Source organism: Mycobacterium sp. NGS68 (assembly GCF_059812195.1).
The window spans coordinates 1-17,205 of record NZ_JCALCE010000013.1 but is presented as its reverse complement, the minus strand read 5'-3'; the positions used below and the strand labels follow the sequence as shown (position 1 = coordinate 17,205).

Below are 17,205 nucleotides of genomic sequence, written 5' to 3'. Positions count from 1 at the left end.
CCTACCGTAGAGCGTGTCCGCCAACCGCGGCAGAGTTGTCGCGAACTGCTGTTGCGGGTATACGGTCGCGCCGCCCGAGGACCCTGCGCAGCCGGCCGGTGCCGGGGGCCGACAACCACACCGCGAGCGCCAGCAGGCCGTCGAGGATCAGCGCCAACGCCGCCACCATCAGCGCCCCCACCAGCGCGAGATGAAATTGGCGCACCTTGATCCCGTCGATCAGGTAGCCCCCCAGCCCGCCGAGGCTGGCGTAGGCGGCCACCGTGGCCGTGGCGACCACCTGCAGCGTCGCGCTGCGCAGGCCGCCCAGGATCAGCGGCAGCGCGTTCGGCACCTCGACGCGCAGCAGCACCTGGGCCTCGGTCATGCCCATGGCGCGGGCCGCATCGACCACCGTCGGGTCCACGTTGGCGACGCCCGCGTACGTGCCGGCCAGCAGCGACGGGACACCCAGCAGCATCAGCGCCACCAGCGGCGGCCCCAGGCCCAGCCCGAACAGCAGTACCCCGAGCAACAGCACCCCCAGCGTCGGGAGCGCACGCAGGCCGTTCACGGCGCCGACCACCAGCAGCGAGCCGCGTCCGGTGTGGCCGATGATCAGCCCGATCGGGACCGCGATCAGCGCCGACGCGCCCACCGCCAGCGCGGTGTATTCCAGATGCTGTGCGATGCGCGCCGCCAGCCCGACGGGGCCGGACCAGTTGTCGGCGGTGAGCAGGTAGGACACGGCCTGCCCGACGAAGTTCATCGCGCACCGCCGACGATCGGAGCCACCACCGAACGCCGACGGGCGCGCCGCGCGGCGCGCTCCCACGGCGTCGCCAGCCGGCCCGTCACGTCGATCAGCGCGTCGATCACGACGGCAAGCACGAACAACGCCATGATGCCGGCGACGATCTGGTCGCTCTTGTTCGTCTGATAGCCCTCGGTGAACCAGGTGCCCAGGCCGCCGATGCCGATCACCGAACCCACCGAGACCATCGCGATGTTGGTCACGACGACCACCCGCAGGCCGGCGACCAGTACCGGGATCGACAGCGGCAGCTCGACTTTCACCATCCGGGCGATCGGCCCGTAGCCGACGGCGGTGGCGGCGTCACGGACGGGCGCGGGCACCGCGTCCAGCGCCTCGAGCACCGAACGCACCAGCAGCGCGGTGGTGTAGGCCGTCAGCGCGACGATCACGTTGGCCTCGTCGAGGATGCGTGTCCCGATGATCATCGGCAGGGCCACGAACAGGGCCAGCGACGGAATGGTGAACACCACGCTGGCGGTCGCGGTGGTCAGCCGTCGGGCAAGTGGCGCCCGCTGCACCGCCATGCCCAGCGGCACCGCGATAGCCAGCCCGAGCAGCACCGGTACCAACGCCAGCCGCAGGTGCACCACGGTCAGCTTCCAGGCGTCGGGCAGGTGGTTCAGCAGGTAGTGCATGTCAGGCCCGTTCCGCCTGGCGCCGGGCTTCGGCCGCGGCCAGCACGTCGACGGCGACGACGCCGCCGACCACCTTGCCGCCACCATCGACCGTCACACCCACCGACGACGGCGACGACAGCGCCGCGTCCAGCGCCTGGCTGAGGTTGCCGCCCAGCCGAAACACCGAGCCGACCCCGCTCATGCTGTCGGACAGCGGAGCACCGTCGCGGTGCCGGCACAGGCCGTCGGCGTCGATCCAGCCCAGCGGCGCGCCCTCGTCGTCGACCACCAAGGCCCAGCCGTCGGCGGTGGCGCCGGCGAGACCCGCCGCGGGGATGCACGCGATGTCGTGCAGCGGCAGCCCGTCCGCGTCGACGAGCTGCAACCACCGGTAGCCACGGCCCAGGCCGATGAACCTGGCCACAAAGTCGTTGGCGGGCCGCGACAGCAGCCGGGTGGGTTCGTCGTACTGCTGCAACAAGCCGTGCCGGAACACGGCGACCTTGTCGGCGAGCAGCAGCGCCTCGTCGATGTCGTGCGTGACGAACACGATCGTCTTGCGCAATTCGCTTTGCAGACGCAGGATCTCGCGTTGCAGCTCGTGCCGCACCACCGGGTCGACGGCGGAGAACGGCTCGTCCATCAACAGGATCGGCGGATCGGCGGCCAGGGCACGCGCCACCCCGATGCGTTGTTGTTCACCGCCGGACAGCTGGGCCGGATAGCGGGTGGCGAGCCTGGCGTCCAGGCCCACCCGTTCGAGCACCTCGTAGGCGGCCTTGCGGGCGGCCCTGCGGGACTGGCCCTTCAGCACCGGCACCGTCGCGACGTTGTCGATGACGCGTTGGTGGGGCATCAGCCCGGCGTTCTGGATGACGTAGCCGATCCCGAGCCGCAGCCGCACCGGGTCGACGGTGGACACGTCCTTGCCGTTGACGGTGATGGTGCCGCTGGTCGGCTCGATCATCCGATTGATCATCCGCAGCGCCGTGGTCTTGCCGCTGCCGGAGGAGCCGACGAAGACCGTCAACTCACCGTCGGGGACTTGCAGGTTCAGGTGCTCGACGGCGGTCGTTCCGTCGGCGAATTCCTTGCTGACATCGTCGAAAGTGATCAACTGCCAGCCGGTTTCCCGAGGGGGTGGTCGAAGCCGTTGGAACGCACCCAGTTTCGTGCCGCCTGGTCGATGTCGATGCCGGAGTTGCCAGACACCGAGGCGTTGAGCGCGGCCAGGCCCTCGGTGGTCAGCTTCGCCGATACCGCATCCAGCACGTTCTTGAGGCGGTCGGTCTTCTTCTGCGAATTCACCAGCGGCACAATATTTCCGGCGAGGAAGTTGTGCTCGGGATCCTCGAGCGCCACCAAGTGGTTCTGCGGGATGGCCGGCGACGTGCTGAAGATGTTTGCGGCAGTCGCCTTGCCCTCCACCAACGCTCGCACCGTCACCGCCCCGCCGCCGTCGTTGATGGCGGTGAAGTTGCCCGGACTGACGTCGAGTCCGTACTTCTGCCGCAGCCCCGGCAGTCCCGACGGCCTGGTCTGGAACGCCGACGGCGCCGCGAACTTCACGTCCGCCGAATGTGCGGCCAAGTCTCGAATCGTCTTCAGGTTCCACATGGCCGCGGTCCCGCCGGTGACGGTGACGGTGTCGGTGTCGGTGGCCGGCGACGGCGTCAGGATCGACAGATCACCGGGCAGCTGTTTGTAGAGCTCCAGCTCGACGGCGTCCAACATGGTCGCGGTGGCATTCGGGGCGAAGTACAGCAGCAAGTTCCCGATGTACTCCGGCACCAGGTCGATGGAATGGTCCTTCAACGCGGGGATGTAGGTTTCGCGGCTGCCGATGCCCATCCGCCGGCCGACCTCGAATCCGTTGGCCTGCAACGCCTGCGCGTAGATTTCGGCGACGACCTCGGATTCGGGGAAGTCCCCCGACCCGACGACGATGGATTTCGGGCTGCGCGTTTCCGTCCCGAGTGGATCGGAACTGCTGCACGCCGCGACGAGGCACACCGCCACCAGGCACGCCGCGGCGGAAACTGTCGCGCTCAGCGCGCGCCACGGCCTCGTCATAGGGTTGACAGTAATGTCCGTGAGGACGAGTCGCTGCTGCGTCCGGTTCACGCGTCCCGAGGTTTCCGGCGTGGGCGTGTTTCATTTTGTTGCCAATGGGACAAAGATGGTCCTATGAGCAGCGACACCCCTGCCTCGTCCGACAAGTCCACGCCGGCGCCGGTCGCACTTCCCCCGACCGCCGATCCGGCAGCGAAGTTGACCCGGGCCGGCGCCCTGTGGACGTCGTTGATACTCGGTTTCCTCATCCTGATCCTGCTGCTGGTCTTCATCACCCAGAACCCCGAGTCCGCGCCGTTCACCTTCCTTGGCTGGCACTGGAGGCTGCCCCTGGGTGTGGCAATCCTGCTAGCGGCGATCGTCGGCGGCCTGCTCACCGTGGCCGTCGGCACGGCGCGGATCCTGCAGTTGCGGCGCGCCGCCCGAAGGAGCCACGTAGCGGCCCTCAAGGCGGCGAAGCTAGCCAGTTAGCTTGGCGAGTTCGCTGAGACCGCGGGAGATCAGCGGCGCCACGACCTCGGGCCCTTCCGACGCGTCCTCGTTGCCTTGCGCCTGCTCCGACATGCGCCTGCGGAAATCGATCCCGGCGGCGATGATGGCCAGCTTGAAGTAGGCCAGCGCCATATAGAACTCCCAGTGCGCCAGTGACCGCCCGGACACCAGCGAGTAGCGGTCGGCCAGTTCGTCGGCCGTCGGGAGCAGCGGCGACGTCCAGGCGGCCTGGGCGCTCAGGATCAGATCCAGCGCGGGGTCGCGGTAGACGCACATCAGGGCCGCGTCGCTGATCGGGTCGCCCAGCGTCGAGAGTTCCCAGTCCACGACGGCGAGCACCCGGGTCGGGTCATCCGCGGCCAGGATGGTGTTGTCGATCCGGTAGTCGCCGTGCACGATCGACGTGCGGCCCTGCGGTGGAATCGATTGCTGCAGACCGGAATGCAGGCGTTCCACGTCGGCGTCGCGGTAATCGTCGGGCAGGCGCACCAGCTCCCATTGCGAACCCCAGCGGCGTACCTGACGCTCCAGGTAGCCGCTGGGCTTGCCGAAATCGCCGAGCCCGACGGCGTTCGGATCGACGTTGTGCAGGTCGACGAGCACCCGGATCAGGGCGTCGACGCAGCCGTCGATGGCGCGGCGGCCCAGCGCCTCGAGCTCGGCGCGCCGCCGCACCACCTGTCCGGCAACGAATTCGACGATCTGGAACGGCGCGCCCAGCACCGCGTCGTCCTCGCACAGCGCGATCGTGCGCGCCACCGGAACGGGCGTGTCCTGCAGCGCGGCAACGACCCTGTACTCGCGGGCCATGTCGTGCGCCGACGGCGTCAGCCCGTGCAGCGGCGGCCGCCGCACCAGCCAGCTCGACGTGTCGTCGTAAACCCGAAAGGTGAGGTTGGAGCGGCCGCCGGAGATCAGTTGTCCCTGCAGCTCGCCGTCCCGGTCGACGCCGAGGGAACGCAGGTACCGGTCCAGCGCGGCCAGGTCGAGCCCGTCAGGCGAAGTCACCTGACTTGTTTACCACCGCTCCCGGCGTCATCGACTCTGCACCTGTGGCTTCGATCCTGCGGTGCGGGCGCGGGTCCGGCGGTTTGGTTGGCCCTGGATGCAGTCTGACGATGACCGAAAATGGCTACAACCGCTGATTTCGCGGCAGCAAATCCCACACGTGTTCGGTGCCGTTGACGCTCGCGACGGTCGGCTGGCCGCTGCGGGAGAACAGCAATCGGGTCACCGACGCGTAGTCGATCGGAAAAGAGAGCAACCGGGGCGTGCCCAGGATCTCGTGCAGGATCACGTTGATCACTCCGCCGTGGCTGAACGCCGCCACCGTGTCCTCGGGATCAGCCTTGGCGACGACGTCGTCGACCGCCGCGCGGACCCGGGCCCGGAACGCGTCCTCGTCGACCGCGCTGGGCAGATGCCCCTGGGCCATCCGCTCCCATTCCTGCGGGTTCTCTTTCCGGATCTGCTCGACGGGGATGTACATGGGAAGGTCGCGGTCGTATTCGGCGAACCGGTCGTCGATTTCGATCGACAGCTGGCACGCGGCCGCGACGGGCTCGGCCGTCTGGATCGCGCGGCGCTGCGGACTGCTCACCACCCGAGCGATGGGGAACCGCGCCAGCGCCTCGGGCAGGCGCGCGACCTGCGCCAATCCGTCGTCGGACAGGTCCGGGTCGGAGCCCTCGCCGTGTTCGCTGCGCAGCGGCAGGGCGTGCCGGACCAGAAGCAGTTGCATGGCCCAAGCCTCGCACGGGAGATTTCCGGCCTTCTCATGCCGCCGGAGAATGCTATTCTCTGTCGGGAGAGCGGGGCGTGAAGACAATGGTGGCTGCGAGCGGTACCCGACTGGATCCGGGCGTGCTGGGACGTTGGCTCGATGCGAGCGATGCCCCGGGCCACGGCGAGGAACCGGCGCTGGAGCAACTCAGCGGCGGCTCGCAGAACACGCTGTACCTGATCCACCGCGGTTCGGAGCGCATGGTGCTGCGCATGCCCGGCCCGCGCGCCGATGACGCCCGCATCGACGGCCTGTTGCGCGAGATCAGGCTGGTGCGAGCGCTGTCCGGGACCGACGTCCCACACGCCGAGATGATCGCCGCCGACGACACCGGCGCCGTGCTCGGCATGCCGTTCTACGTGATGCGGGCGATCGACGGCTGGAGCCCGATGGACGGCGGGTGGGAGGCACCGTTCGACACCGACTTGCAGGCCCGGCGTGGGCTGGCGTTCCAGCTCGTCGAGGGAGCCGCTCGGCTGGGCCGGGTGGATTGGCGCGCGCAGGGTCTCGACGGCTTCGGCCGGCCCGACGGCTTCCACGACCGGCAGGTCGACCGCTGGCTGGCCTTCCTCGACGCGTACAAGGTGCGCGACCTGCCCGGCCTGGACGTGGCCGCCGAGTGGCTGCGCCGCAACCGGCCCGCGCACTACACGCCGGGCATCATGCACGGCGACTACCAATTCGCCAACGTGATGTTCGCGCACGGCGAGCCGGCACGCCTGGCCGCGATCGTGGACTGGGAAATGACCACGGTCGGCGATCCGCTGCTGGACCTCGCGTGGGCGCTGTTGGGCTACGACGGGGAGGAGCCGAGCACCGACGGCTTCTACCTGGACATGCGTGGCATGCCTTCGCGTAGCGAGCTGCTGTCGCACTACGAGTCGGTGAGCGGGCTTTCCACCGAGAACATCGACTACTACCTGGTTTTGGCGAACTGGAAGCTCGGCATCGTGCTGGAGAAGACGTATGCGGCCGGGATGAAGACCGGGAAGGTTGATCCCAAGATCCAAAGCGCGTTCGGGGCAATGATCCCGCGGCTGATTGCCACCGCCGCGGAACTCGCACGGTCATCGGGGGGGCACTGAAATGGGCTATGCCGACCAGCTTTTCGAGCTCACCGGCCAGGTGGTGCTGATCACCGGCGGCAGCCGCGGACTGGGCCGGGAGATGGCGTTCGGCCTCGCGCGCTGCGGCGCCGACGTGGTGATCGCCAGCCGCAACATGGACAACTGCGTGGCGGCGGCGAAGGAGATCGAGGCCGAGACCGGCCGCACCGCAATGCCGTATCAGGTCCACGTGGGCCGCTGGGATCAGCTCGACGGATTGGTCGACGCGACCTACGAACGGTTCGGCAAGATCGACACGTTGATCAACAACGCCGGCATGTCGCCGCTCTACGGCAAGCTGAGCGACGTGACCGAGAAGCTGTACGACTCGGTGTTCAACCTCAACCTCAAAGGCCCGTTTCGGCTTTCGGCGCTGGTGGGCGAGCGGATGGTGGCCGCCGGCCGCGGTTCGATCATCAACGTGAGTTCGGCGGGTTCGCTGCGCCCGAGCCCCGACATCGTTCCGTACGCCGCGGCCAAGGCGGGTCTCAACGCCATGACCGAGGGCTTCGCGCGCGCGTTCGGGCCCGCGGTGCGGGTGAATACGCTAATGGCCGGGCCGTTTCTGACCGACGTCAGCAAGGCGTGGAACCTCGGCGAGCGGGAGACAGACATGTTCGGTCACCTTTCGCTGAAGCGGCCGGGCTTCCCGCGCGAAATCATCGGCGCCGCGCTGTTTCTGGCCTCCGACGCGTCCAGTTTCACCACCGGTTCGATCCTGCGCGCCGACGGCGGCATCCCCTAACAGTCAGGAGCATCGGAATGTCTTGGGACTTCTCTACCGAACCCGAATTCCAGCAGAAGCTCGATTGGATTCGGGAGTTCGTCCACGACGAGGTCGAGCCGCTCGAGGTGCTGTTTCCGGGCTGCGAGTTCCTCCCGCTGAACGACGAGCGGCGCCGGATCGTCGATCCGCTCAAACAACAGGTCCGCGACCAGGGTTTATGGGCGCCGCACCTGGGTCCCGACCTCGGCGGGCAGGGCTTCGGCGCGGTGAAGCTGGCGTTGATCAACGAGATCCTGGGCCGCAGTCCGTGGGCGCCGATCGTGTTCGGGACGCAGGCACCCGACACCGGCAACGCGGAGATCATCGCCCGCTTCGGCACCCAGGACCAGAAGGGCCGCTACCTGGACGGGCTGCTGTCCGGCGAGATCTTCTCCTGCTTCTCCATGACCGAACCGCAGGGTGGCGCCGACCCGCGGGTGTTCACCACCCGCGCGGTTCGGGACGGCGACGACTGGGTGATCACCGGGCGAAAGTTCTTCTCCTCCAACGCCGCGGTGGCGTCGTTCTTCATCGTCGTCGCGATCACCGACCCCGACGTGCCGGTGCACCGCGGTGCGTCGACGTTCCTGATCCCGGCGGGCACCGACGGGCTGAGCATCGAGGCCAACTACCACCTCGTCGGCGCGTCACCGAACGAGCCGGGCCATTCGCTGGTGCGCTACGACGAGGTTCGGGTGCCTTCCGACGCGCTGCTCGGGGAGCCCGGTCAAGGCTTCCTGATCCTGCAGGCGCGGCTGGCGGGCGGGCGGTTGCATCACGCAATGCGCTCGATCGGCGTCGCGCAGCGGGCCGTCGAGATGATGGCGCGGCGCGCGAAAAGCCGTTTCACCCAGGGCAGCTCGCTGGCGGAAAAGCAGCTGGTGCAGCAGTTCATCGCCGATTCCTACACCGAGCTGATGCCGTTCCGGCTGGCGGTGTTGCACGCGGCGTGGCTGATCGACACCGCTGGCGAGCATGCGGCCCGCGCCGAGATCGGCGCCTGCAAGATCCTGGCGTCGCAGGTACTCAAATCGATTGGGCTGCGGGCGATCCAGGTGCATGGCGCGCTGGGCACCACCGACCAGCTGCCCTTGGTCAACGTGCTGCTGGGCGGGGTGGCGCTCGGGTTGGCCGACGGCCCCACCGAAGCGCACAAGGTCAATCTGGCCAAGCTGTTGCTCAAGGGCTACGAGAGCGAGGACCCGGAGTGGCCCAGCGAGCTACGGGACATCCGCCTGGAGGCCGCCCGCGCCAAGTACGGCATTACAGCGCTGGCCGATTCGCCGTGACCAACCGGGTCACCGCCGCTGTCGAGCGGGCACTCGACGACCGCCAACGCGAGGCCACCGAGGAGGTGGAACGCATCCTGGCGGCGGCCGTCCGGGTGATGGAGCGTGTCGCGCCGGAGCCGCCGCGGGTCAGCGACATCGTCGCCGAGGCCGGCTCGTCGAACAAGGCGTTCTACCGCTATTTCGCCGGCAAGGACGACCTGATCCTGGCCGTAATGGAGCGCGGGGTGGGACTGGTCGCGTCGTACCTTGCGCATCAGATGGCCAAGGAGGCCAGGCCGCAGGACAAGGTTGCGCGGTGGATCGACGGTGCGCTGGCGCAGGTCGCCGACCCGCACCTGATCAGCATGAGTCGCGCGGCGGCCGGGCAGATGTCCGTCGGGACCGGCCGGCACGCGGCCGAACGGGAGATGATGCGTCCGATGCGCGATTTATTGGCCGACCCGATCACGGCGCTGGGTAGCGGCGACGTCGACCGCGACGTCGAAGCGGTGTTCAGCTGCACCGTCGCGACGATGCGGCGCTACGTGGACGCGGCGCAGCGGCCCGATGCCGACGACATCGCCCATCTGGTGCGGTTTTGCCTGCGCGGTCTGGGCGTCGGCTGATGCGCGCGGTCGTCTGTACTTCCTACGGCGCACCGGAGGACCTCGTGCTGGCCGAGGTCCCCGATCCCGTCCCGGGACCGGGCCAGCTGCTGGTGCGGGTACACGCCGCGGCGGTCAATTTTCCGGACGTGCTGCTAATCGCGGGCAAGTATCAGATACGGATTCCGCCGCCGTTCACGCCCGGCAACGAGCTGGCCGGCGAGGTGGTGGCCGCGGGTCCTGGCGCGCGGTTCCAGCCCGGGCAGCGGGTGTTCGGGACGACCGCGATCGGCGCCCTTGCCGAACTGGCGCTGCTTGATTCGGCGATGGCGTCGGCAGTGCCGGACGACGCGGACTTCGCCTCGGCCGCGGCGTTCGGGGTGACCTACCGGACGTCGTATCACGCGCTGCGCTCGGTGGCCGCTGTCACGCAGGGTGATTGGGTGGTGGTGCTGGGTGCCGCCGGTGGTGTCGGCCTCGCGGCCGTCGACCTTGCGGTGGCCATGAAGGCGCGGGTGCTGGCCGCGGCGTCGGGAGCGTCGAAGCTACAGCTGTGCCTGCAGCGCGGCGCCGAGGCCGCGGTCGACTACGACCTGGAGGACTTGAAGGCGCGCATCCGGGAACTCACCGGCGATGCGGCGCGGGTGGTGCTCGACCCGGTCGGCGGACCGTACGCGGAGCCGGCGCTGCGGGCGCTGGCCCGCGGAGGGACGTTCGTGACCCTGGGTTATGCCGCCGGCGTGATCCCGGCGATACCGCTGAACCTCGTGCTGCTCAAGGGAATCACCATCCAGGGTATGGAGATCCGCACCTTCATGAGCGACCACCCCGCAGAGACCGAACGCGACCTGGCCGAGCTGTCGCAGTTGTTCGCCAGCGGGGCGATCCGGCCGTATATCGGTGCGCGATTCCCGCTTGCCGAGACCGCGGCGGCGTTGCGGCACGTCGCCGAACGCAGGGCGCTCGGCAAGGTTGTCGTGGACGTGATCTGACGCCGAGCAGACGCAAAAGCCCCCAATCCGGGCCGGATTTGGGGGCTTTTGCGTCTGCTCGCCAGGGGGAGGTTACGGCGTGACGATGTTGAAGCTCGGGTTCGGTCGATCGAGTGCACCCAGCAGTGCCTGCAGCACGCCGGGATCGCCGGACACTTCCAGCCCCGGTGAGCTGAAGTCCCCCGCCGCCACGGTCAGCAGCCGAGACTTGCTGGCCAGCTTGACCGTAACGCCTGCCGTCTCGGGGTCGGCCGGCACCCTGCGGTAGACCAGCACACCGTTGCGCAGCGCGAGCCGGTAGTTGACGTCCATATCGGAGAACGTGAGATCGACGGCGACATCAACGTCCCAGCTGCGCGGCCCGTTCACCGAGATGGCCAGGCTGTCGAAGATCTGTTCCGGCGTCAGCTGGGCAAGCAGCGTCGGCGCCGCCGGCGTCGTGGCGGTACCGAAGTTGCCGTCGCGCAATTCAACCGCGCCGGAGAGGAAGAAGTTGCGCCACGTCGCGTTCTCGGCGCCGTAGGCCAGCTGCTCGAGCGTGTCGGCGTAGAGCGCGCGGGCCGCGGGATGCCCGGATTCGGTGAACACCGCGTGGTCGAGCAGCGTAGCGGCCCAACGGAAGTCACCGTCATCGAATGCAGCCTGCGCCAACTCGACCACGCGGTCGATGCCGCCTAACGCCTCGACATAGCGTGGGCCCAGGGCCTCCGGCGGGTGGGGCCACAGCCGGCCGGGGTTGCCGTCGAACCACCCCATGTACCGCTGGTACACGGCCTTCACGTTGTGGCTGACCGAGCCGTAATAGCCCCGGGTGTGCCAGGCCTGCTCCAATGCCGGTGGCATCTGGAACATCTCGGCGATCTCCACACCCGTGTACCCCTGGTTCAGCAGGCGCAACGTCTGGTCGTGCAGGTAGCCGTACAAGTCCCGTTGCAGGGAAACGAATTCGACGATGCGCTCCCTACCCCAGGTGGGCCAATGGTGCGATGCGAACACCACATCCGAGCGGTCGGCGAACGTGTCGATCGCCTCGGTGAGGTAGCCGGACCAGGCGTGCGGGTCACGCACCAACGCACCCCGCAGGGTCAGCAGGTTGTGCAGGTTGTGGGTGGCGTTCTCAGCCATGCACAGCGCGCGGAAACGTGGGAAATAGAAATGCATTTCGGCGGGCGCCTCGGTGCCCGGCGCCATCTGGAACTCTATCTCCACCCCGTCGATGGTGTGCCGCTCTCCGGTTTCGCGGATGTCGACGGTGGGGACGATGAGGGCCACCTCGCCGGTCGACGGGGTCTGGCCGAGCCCGCAACCCACCTGGCCCTGCGGCCCGCGGTCCAGCAGCGTGCCGTACATGTAGGTCGCCCGGCGCGCCATCGCCGTCCCCGCGTACACGTTCTCCTGGATCGCGTGTGCGGTAAACCCTTCGGGCGCCAACACCGCCACCGCGCCCGAATCCACGTCGGCCTGCGAGGTGACGCCCAGCACCCCGCCGAAATGGTCGACGTGGCTGTGGGTGTAGATGACCGCGACTACCGGACGGTCACCGCCGCGGTGCGTCCGATACAGGTCGAGTGCAGCGGCGGCCACCTCGGTGGACACCAGGGGATCGATGACGATGATTCCACTGTCGCCCTCGACGAACGAGATGTTCGACAGGTCCAGGCCGCGCACCTGATAGATGCCCGGCACCACCTCGTAGAGACCCTGCTTGGCGGCCAGCGTCGATTGCCGCCACAGGCTCGGGTGCACCGATGTCGGCGCGGGACCGCCGAGAAACGCGTAGACGTCGTTGTCCCACACCACGCGTCCGTCGGCGGCCTTGACGACGCACGGGGACAGGGCAGCAACGAAGCCGCGGTCCGCATCGTCGAAATCCCGTGTGTCGTGGAATGGCAACGCATGTTCGCTATGGGCCGACTCGATAACTGCGGCAGGGGGTTTGTGTTCCACCGTGAATACCTTGCCATTACTGCCGCCCGCCGAGAAGGACCTGTTCAGCGCCGACGGGCTTAGGAACACGCAGATAATTTCCCGCTGCCCCTAGAACTTGCGTGCAGTTAACCCGCATACTGCCGGGACGGTCCTCAACGTCGACGGACCGCAACGATCGGGCAAAGGAGAACGGGTGAAGCGTGGGCTGACGGTCGCGGTAGCTGGAGCGGCAATCCTGGCTGCGGGTATTTCCGGGTGTTCGAGCAACAAGTCGAGTTCGGGCGGAGGTTCGTCGGCCGCGTCCGGTAACACCTCGGTAGCCTCCGGCGGCACCGCAGGCACGAAGGTCACCATCGACGGCAAGGACCAGAACGTCAGCGGCGGCGCGGTCGTGTGCGCGAAGGTCGGCGCCGACGTCAGCATCACCGTCGGTGGCGCAGGCAGCGGCATCAACGCCTTGGTCACCGACGCCAACCCGCCCGAGGTGAAGTCGGTTGGGCTCGGCAGCGTCGGCGGGGTGGTGTTGGGCTACACGCCGGGTACCAACTCGGGCAAGGCCTCGGCAACCAAGAACGGCAACAGCTACAAGATCACCGGGACGGCCACCGGCGCTGACGTGGCCAACCCGACGGCGCTGGTCAGCAAGCCGTTCGAAATCAACGTCACCTGCCCCTAGACTCGATCAGCCTGACAGGGGGGCGCAAACAGCCCGCCTGTCAGGACGCGAGGTGGTCTGTCCGCACGGTGGAGGTGGCAATTGTTGGAAGGGACACCGTTCGGTCGGTACCAGTTGATCGAGTTGCTCGGTCGTGGCGGCATGGGCGAGGTGTGGCGGGCCCGCGACACCGCAGCCAATAACCGCACCGTCGCGATCAAGGTGCTTCCACCGCACCTCGCCGGCGACAACTCGTTCGTCCGGCGATTCCGCCGCGAGGCCGATGCGGCCGCGCAGCTGAACAATCCGCACATCATCCCGATCCACAACTACGGGGAAATCGACGGCCGGCTGTATGTGGACATGCGGCTGGTCGAGGGCCGCGATCTGCAGCATGTGCTGGACGACGGGCCATTGGAGCCGGCGCGGGCCGTGCGGATCATCGAGCAGGTCGCCCGCGCGTTGCAGGCCGCCCACAAGGTGGGCCTGATCCACCGCGACGTCAAGCCGTCGAACATTCTGGTCGACGACGACGATTTCGCCTACCTGATCGACTTCGGCATCGCCCGCGGCGCCGACCAAACCGGCATCACCAGCGCCGGGGACGTCATCGGCAGCCTGCACTACATGGCACCGGAGCGATTGCGCGCCCAAGAGGCCGACGCCCGCGCCGACATCTATGCGCTGGCGTGTGTGCTCTACGAATGCCTGACCGGAAGCCGCCCCTTCCCGGGCGACTCGATGGAAAGCCAGATGGCGGCGCACCTGACGAATCCGCCACCCCAACCCTCGACCCGGCAGGACGTGCCCGCGCTGTTGGACGTGGTGATCGCGAAGGGGATGGCCAAAGACCCGGACCAGCGCTATCCGAGCACCATCGAATTGGCCAGTGCCGCACGCGATGCGATCACGGTTCCCACTCAACGACCGGCGTCGGGCCCGTCGACTCCCGCGTCGCAGGAGACGGCGCAGTCGCGGCCCGTCGAACAGGCTCACCTCTCCGGCACGGCCATGCCGGGCCCCGCGCAGGCGGAGGTGCCGCCCCCGGCTTACTCACCGCCGCCCGTGCCCCCGCCCGCGCCGGCGTGGCCGGGGCAGCAATGGCCCCCGCCGCCGCAGTGGTCGCCGCCGCCCAAGAGCAATCGGCGCACCATGGTCGTGCTGCTCCTCGGCGCGGCGGTCGTCGTCGCCGTGGTCGTGGCGGCGGTGGTCGTCGGCATCTCCTACCTGAACAGCTTCAAGCCGCCCCAACTGGCCGGCCCGACGTTCAACCCCCAGCTGCCCGGGGGCTTGCAGACCGCGCTGCCGTCGTGGAGCATCCCGTCGGGCGCCCCGGGCGGCGCCGGCATTGCCTCCGGCGCAAAGGTTCTCATCGACGGCCACGACCAGAACGTGTCGGGCACGGCCGTGTGCATGAAGTCGGGCGGCAACGTCACCATCTCGATCGGCGGGGCAGGAACCGGTGTCGCCGCCGTCCTCACCGACACCGACCCGCCCGAGGTGAAATCCGTTGGCCTGGGCAACGTCAACGGCGTGACGCTCGGCTATTCGCCGGGCACCGGCCAGGGCAGCGCGACGGCGACAAAGAGCGGCAGCACCTACAAGGTCACCGGGACCGCGACCGGAGTCGACATGTCCAACCCGACGGAGCAGGTGAGCAAGTCGTTCGAAATCGACGTGACCTGCTAGGCCGCTCGGCACTACGTCGGTGTCACGAGTCCCAGGCGTCACAAGAAAGTCGGCGTATGGCCTTTTGCCCGCTCCGAGCGACAGCCTGTCGCGCGCAGGCGGGCAAACTTGCGCATGCCTGCCGACCGGAAACGGAGTGACAGGCGAGAACCCGGCTTCTGCCCGCCAAGCGTGGGCACGGGACTAGGCCGCTTGCGACCCGTTGCGGGGCAGCCGCACCGTGAACTCGGTATGACCGGGTGAACTCTGCACCCCGATTGTTCCGTTGTGCGCCTTGACAACCGCCGAGGCGATCGCCAGACCGAGCCCGGTGCTGCCGCCCTTACGGGAGCGCGACGAATCGCCGCGCGCGAACCGCTCGAACACTTCGGACTGAAGGGCCGGCGGAATTCCGGGCCCGTTGTCGACCACCTGCAGCACGGTGTGCGTCGGCTCGGCGGACAGCCGCGTGGTCACGACGGTGCCGGCGCCGGTGTGCACGCGCGCGTTGGCAAGCAGGTTCGTGAGCACCTGATGCAGCCGGGCCGCGTCGCCGGGCACAACCACCGGCTCCTCGGGCAGGTCGAGCTCCCATTGGTGATCGGGTCCGGCGACATGCGCGTCGCTGACGGCGTCGACCGCCAGACGCGACAGGTCCACCTGCTCGCGTTCCAGCGGCCGGCCGGAATCCAGGCGGGCCAGCAGCAGCAGGTCCTCCACCAGGCGGGTGATCCGCTCGGTTTCCGACGCCACCCGGCTCATTGCGTGCGCGACGGCCTCGGGATCATCGCCCATCCGTTGGGTCAGTTCCGTGTAACCACGGATCGCCGCCAGCGGCGTGCGCAGCTCGTGGCTGGCGTCGGCCACAAACTGACGAACCCGGGTCTCGCTGGCCTGGCGCGCCGACAGCGCCGACGCAATGTGGTCGAGCATCCGGTTCAGCGCCGACCCGAGCTGCCCCACCTCGGTGTAGGGGTTGGCGTCCGTCTCGGACACCCGCACCGGCAGCTCGACTTCACCGCGCGCCAACGGCAGATCGGCGACCCTGCTCGCGGTCTGGGCGACCCGCCGCAGCGGCTCCAGCGCCCGCCTGATGATGACGATGCCGGCGGTGGTCGCGGCCAACAGCGCGATCAAGGTGACGATCGAGAAGATCACCAGCATCTGGATCATGGTCGCGTCGACGTTGGACATCGACAGTCCGGTGACGATGACGTCGTCCCCGCTGCGGCTGGGCGCGGCGACCACGCGGTAGCGGCCGAGGCCATCCAGATTCACGGTGACCGGGCTGCGCCGGTCGGCGATCTGCTGCAGCTGGGACTGCGCCGTCGAGCTCATCGCCGCGCGCGAGCCGCTGCTGGTCAGGTATCCGGCGTCGACGGTCTTGCCCTTGCTGACCACCGCCGCCACCATGCCCGCCGGCTGACCCGGCGCATCGAGGAACCTGGGACCGGGTCCCGGCCTGGGGTAACTGCGCGGCTCGTGGCGCCAGCCCTGGTGTTTCGGTTCGGGGTACAGCAGCGCCGACCGGCTCGAGGTGCCGCCGAGCTGCTGATCCAGCTGCTTGAGCAGATGGTGACGCAACGCCAGCTCGGTGACCGCGGTGATTCCGACGCACACGATGGCCAGTACGACGACCTGGCCGACCAACAGCCGGAAACGCAGCGACCAGACCCGCGGGGTTCTAGCGGGCCGGCTTGAGGACATAGCCCGCGCCACGCAGCGTGTGGATCATCGGTTCGCGACCGCTGTCGATCTTCTTGCGCAGGTAGGAGATATACAACTCGACGATGTTCGACCTGCCGCCGAAGTCGTAGCTCCACACCCGGTCCAGGATCTGGGCCTTGCTCAGCACCCGCTTGGAGTTGCGCATCATGAACCGCAGCAGCTCAAACTCGGTGGAGGTCAACGAGATCGGTTCGCCGGCGCGGCGCACCTCGTGACTGTCCTCGTCCAGCACCAGGTCGCCGACCACCAATTGCGCGCCGCTGTCCACCGTGGTCACGCCCGTGCGCCGCAGCAATGCCCGCAACCGCAGCACGACCTCCTCGATGCTGAACGGTTTGGTGACATAGTCGTCACCACCGGCGGTCAACCCGGCGATGCGGTCCTCCACCGCATCCTTGGCGGTCAGCAGCAGCACCGGCAGCTGCGGAACCTCCTCGCGCAGTTTGTGCAGCACCTCGAGGCCACTCATGTCGGGCAGCATGACGTCGAGGACGACGACGTCGGGCCGCTGCGCGCGGGCGGCCGCCACCGCGGACGAGCCGTCACCCGCCGTGGCGATGTTCCAGCCCTCGTACCGCAGCGCCATCGACACCATCTCGGCGAGGACCGGTTCGTCATCGACTACCAACACGTTGATCGGATTGCCGTCTGCGCGGCACATGACTACGCGCTCAACGGCGGTTCGGGGATACGACACAACCTCAAGTATCCGCATTCGACTGGG

General features: G+C 68.4%; 17 protein-coding genes. 8 read left to right on the top strand and 9 right to left on the bottom strand.

Features of this window, described 5'->3' with window-relative positions; all coding sequences use genetic code 11:
• Nucleotide 1 precedes the first annotated feature (1 nt).
• Genes AC5Y5V_RS16015 through AC5Y5V_RS16000 form a run of 4 tightly spaced genes read right to left on the bottom strand, consistent with a single transcriptional unit; the run spans nt 2 to nt 3,486 of the window.
• Complete coding sequence (locus AC5Y5V_RS16015) at nt 2-748, bottom strand: ABC transporter permease (RefSeq protein ID WP_499937018.1); 747 nt, start codon at nt 746-748, stop codon at nt 2-4.
• A complete protein-coding gene (locus tag AC5Y5V_RS16010) occupies nt 745-1,431 on the bottom strand; it encodes an ABC transporter permease (protein ID WP_499937016.1) in 687 nt (228 codons plus the stop codon). The genes AC5Y5V_RS16015 and AC5Y5V_RS16010 overlap by 4 nt, the downstream gene beginning before the upstream one ends.
• A 1-nt stretch (nt 1,432) precedes the next feature.
• The gene (locus tag AC5Y5V_RS16005; protein WP_499937014.1) at nt 1,433-2,530 is read right to left on the bottom strand and encodes an ABC transporter ATP-binding protein; all 1,098 of its coding nucleotides are present in this window, start codon (nt 2,528-2,530) and stop codon (nt 1,433-1,435) included.
• On the bottom strand, nt 2,527-3,486 hold the full coding sequence (locus tag AC5Y5V_RS16000; protein WP_499937012.1) for an ABC transporter substrate-binding protein: 960 nt from the start codon (nt 3,484-3,486) through the stop codon (nt 2,527-2,529). The genes AC5Y5V_RS16005 and AC5Y5V_RS16000 overlap by 4 nt, the downstream gene beginning before the upstream one ends.
• 114 nt (nt 3,487-3,600) lie before the next feature.
• On the opposite strand from AC5Y5V_RS16000, the gene AC5Y5V_RS15995 reads away from it, so the two are divergent.
• Nucleotides 3,601-3,957 carry a LapA family protein gene (locus AC5Y5V_RS15995; protein ID WP_499937010.1) on the top strand — a complete coding sequence of 119 codons (357 nt, stop codon included), beginning with the start codon at nt 3,601-3,603 and terminating at the stop codon, nt 3,955-3,957.
• Here the strand turns inward: AC5Y5V_RS15995 and AC5Y5V_RS15990 are convergent.
• Both AC5Y5V_RS15990 and AC5Y5V_RS15985 read right to left on the bottom strand, forming a co-directional pair.
• Entirely contained in the window at nt 3,946-4,986 is a 1,041-nt protein-coding gene (locus AC5Y5V_RS15990; protein ID WP_499937007.1) for a phosphotransferase family protein, read from the bottom strand. The genes AC5Y5V_RS15995 and AC5Y5V_RS15990 overlap by 12 nt on opposite strands.
• 124 nt (nt 4,987-5,110) lie before the next feature.
• The gene (locus AC5Y5V_RS15985) at nt 5,111-5,719 is read right to left on the bottom strand and encodes a histidine phosphatase family protein (RefSeq protein WP_499937005.1); all 609 of its coding nucleotides are present in this window, start codon (nt 5,717-5,719) and stop codon (nt 5,111-5,113) included.
• Between the two features lie 86 nt (nt 5,720-5,805).
• On the opposite strand from AC5Y5V_RS15985, the gene AC5Y5V_RS15980 reads away from it, so the two are divergent.
• The 5 genes from AC5Y5V_RS15980 to AC5Y5V_RS15960 are packed head-to-tail and all read left to right on the top strand — an operon-like array spanning nt 5,806 to nt 10,501.
• Nucleotides 5,806-6,846, top strand: coding sequence for a phosphotransferase family protein (locus AC5Y5V_RS15980; RefSeq protein ID WP_499937372.1), 1,041 nt, complete (start codon nt 5,806-5,808; stop codon nt 6,844-6,846).
• A 1-nt stretch (nt 6,847) separates the two neighbouring features.
• Nucleotides 6,848-7,612, top strand: a complete 765-nt coding sequence (locus AC5Y5V_RS15975) for an SDR family NAD(P)-dependent oxidoreductase (RefSeq protein WP_499937003.1) — start codon at nt 6,848-6,850, stop codon at nt 7,610-7,612.
• A gap of 17 nt (nt 7,613-7,629) precedes the next feature.
• Nucleotides 7,630-8,922, top strand: a complete 1,293-nt coding sequence (locus AC5Y5V_RS15970; RefSeq protein WP_499936999.1) for an acyl-CoA dehydrogenase family protein — start codon at nt 7,630-7,632, stop codon at nt 8,920-8,922.
• Entirely contained in the window at nt 8,919-9,530 is a 612-nt protein-coding gene (locus AC5Y5V_RS15965) for a TetR/AcrR family transcriptional regulator (protein WP_499936995.1), read from the top strand. Before AC5Y5V_RS15970 ends, AC5Y5V_RS15965 begins: the two co-directional genes overlap by 4 nt.
• A complete protein-coding gene (locus AC5Y5V_RS15960) occupies nt 9,530-10,501 on the top strand; it encodes an NADPH:quinone oxidoreductase family protein (RefSeq protein WP_499936992.1) in 972 nt (323 codons plus the stop codon). The genes AC5Y5V_RS15965 and AC5Y5V_RS15960 overlap by 1 nt, the downstream gene beginning before the upstream one ends.
• A 72-nt stretch (nt 10,502-10,573) precedes the next feature.
• Here the strand turns inward: AC5Y5V_RS15960 and AC5Y5V_RS15955 are convergent, their stop codons facing one another.
• Complete coding sequence (locus AC5Y5V_RS15955; RefSeq protein WP_499936988.1) at nt 10,574-12,448, bottom strand: alkyl/aryl-sulfatase; 1,875 nt, start codon at nt 12,446-12,448, stop codon at nt 10,574-10,576.
• A 175-nt stretch (nt 12,449-12,623) separates the two neighbouring features.
• On the opposite strand from AC5Y5V_RS15955, the gene AC5Y5V_RS15950 reads away from it, so the two are divergent.
• Together AC5Y5V_RS15950 and AC5Y5V_RS15945 are read left to right on the top strand one after the other, a co-directional pair.
• The gene (locus AC5Y5V_RS15950) at nt 12,624-13,106 is read left to right on the top strand and encodes a lipoprotein LpqH (protein WP_499936984.1); all 483 of its coding nucleotides are present in this window, start codon (nt 12,624-12,626) and stop codon (nt 13,104-13,106) included.
• 84 nt (nt 13,107-13,190) lie between these two features.
• Entirely contained in the window at nt 13,191-14,774 is a 1,584-nt protein-coding gene (locus AC5Y5V_RS15945; protein WP_499936981.1) for a protein kinase domain-containing protein, read from the top strand.
• A gap of 183 nt (nt 14,775-14,957) precedes the next feature.
• Here AC5Y5V_RS15945 and AC5Y5V_RS15940 read toward each other — a convergent pair whose 3' ends face one another.
• Both AC5Y5V_RS15940 and AC5Y5V_RS15935 read right to left on the bottom strand, forming a co-directional pair.
• Entirely contained in the window at nt 14,958-16,460 is a 1,503-nt protein-coding gene (locus AC5Y5V_RS15940) for a sensor histidine kinase (RefSeq protein WP_499936979.1), read from the bottom strand.
• Nucleotides 16,438-17,142, bottom strand: coding sequence for a response regulator transcription factor (locus tag AC5Y5V_RS15935; protein ID WP_499937370.1), 705 nt, complete (start codon nt 17,140-17,142; stop codon nt 16,438-16,440). The genes AC5Y5V_RS15940 and AC5Y5V_RS15935 overlap by 23 nt, the downstream gene beginning before the upstream one ends.
• Between the last annotated feature and the right edge of the window lie 63 nt (nt 17,143-17,205).

Coding starts and splice junctions, on each gene's coding strand:
- AC5Y5V_RS15970 (WP_499936999.1), top strand. CDS start 7,630: ATGTCTTGGGACTTCTCTACCGAACCCGAATTCCAGCAGAAGCTCGAT.
- AC5Y5V_RS15975 (WP_499937003.1), top strand. CDS start 6,848: ATGGGCTATGCCGACCAGCTTTTCGAGCTCACCGGCCAGGTGGTGCTG.
- AC5Y5V_RS15995 (WP_499937010.1), top strand. CDS start 3,601: ATGAGCAGCGACACCCCTGCCTCGTCCGACAAGTCCACGCCGGCGCCG.
- AC5Y5V_RS15980 (WP_499937372.1), top strand. CDS start 5,806: ATGGTGGCTGCGAGCGGTACCCGACTGGATCCGGGCGTGCTGGGACGT.
- AC5Y5V_RS16000 (WP_499937012.1), bottom strand. CDS start 3,486: ATGACGAGGCCGTGGCGCGCGCTGAGCGCGACAGTTTCCGCCGCGGCG.
- AC5Y5V_RS15935 (WP_499937370.1), bottom strand. CDS start 17,142: ATGTGCCGCGCAGACGGCAATCCGATCAACGTGTTGGTAGTCGATGAC.
- AC5Y5V_RS15960 (WP_499936992.1), top strand. CDS start 9,530: ATGCGCGCGGTCGTCTGTACTTCCTACGGCGCACCGGAGGACCTCGTG.
- AC5Y5V_RS16015 (WP_499937018.1), bottom strand. CDS start 748: ATGAACTTCGTCGGGCAGGCCGTGTCCTACCTGCTCACCGCCGACAAC.
- AC5Y5V_RS16010 (WP_499937016.1), bottom strand. CDS start 1,431: ATGCACTACCTGCTGAACCACCTGCCCGACGCCTGGAAGCTGACCGTG.
- AC5Y5V_RS15940 (WP_499936979.1), bottom strand. CDS start 16,460: ATGTCCTCAAGCCGGCCCGCTAGAACCCCGCGGGTCTGGTCGCTGCGT.
- AC5Y5V_RS15985 (WP_499937005.1), bottom strand. CDS start 5,719: ATGCAACTGCTTCTGGTCCGGCACGCCCTGCCGCTGCGCAGCGAACAC.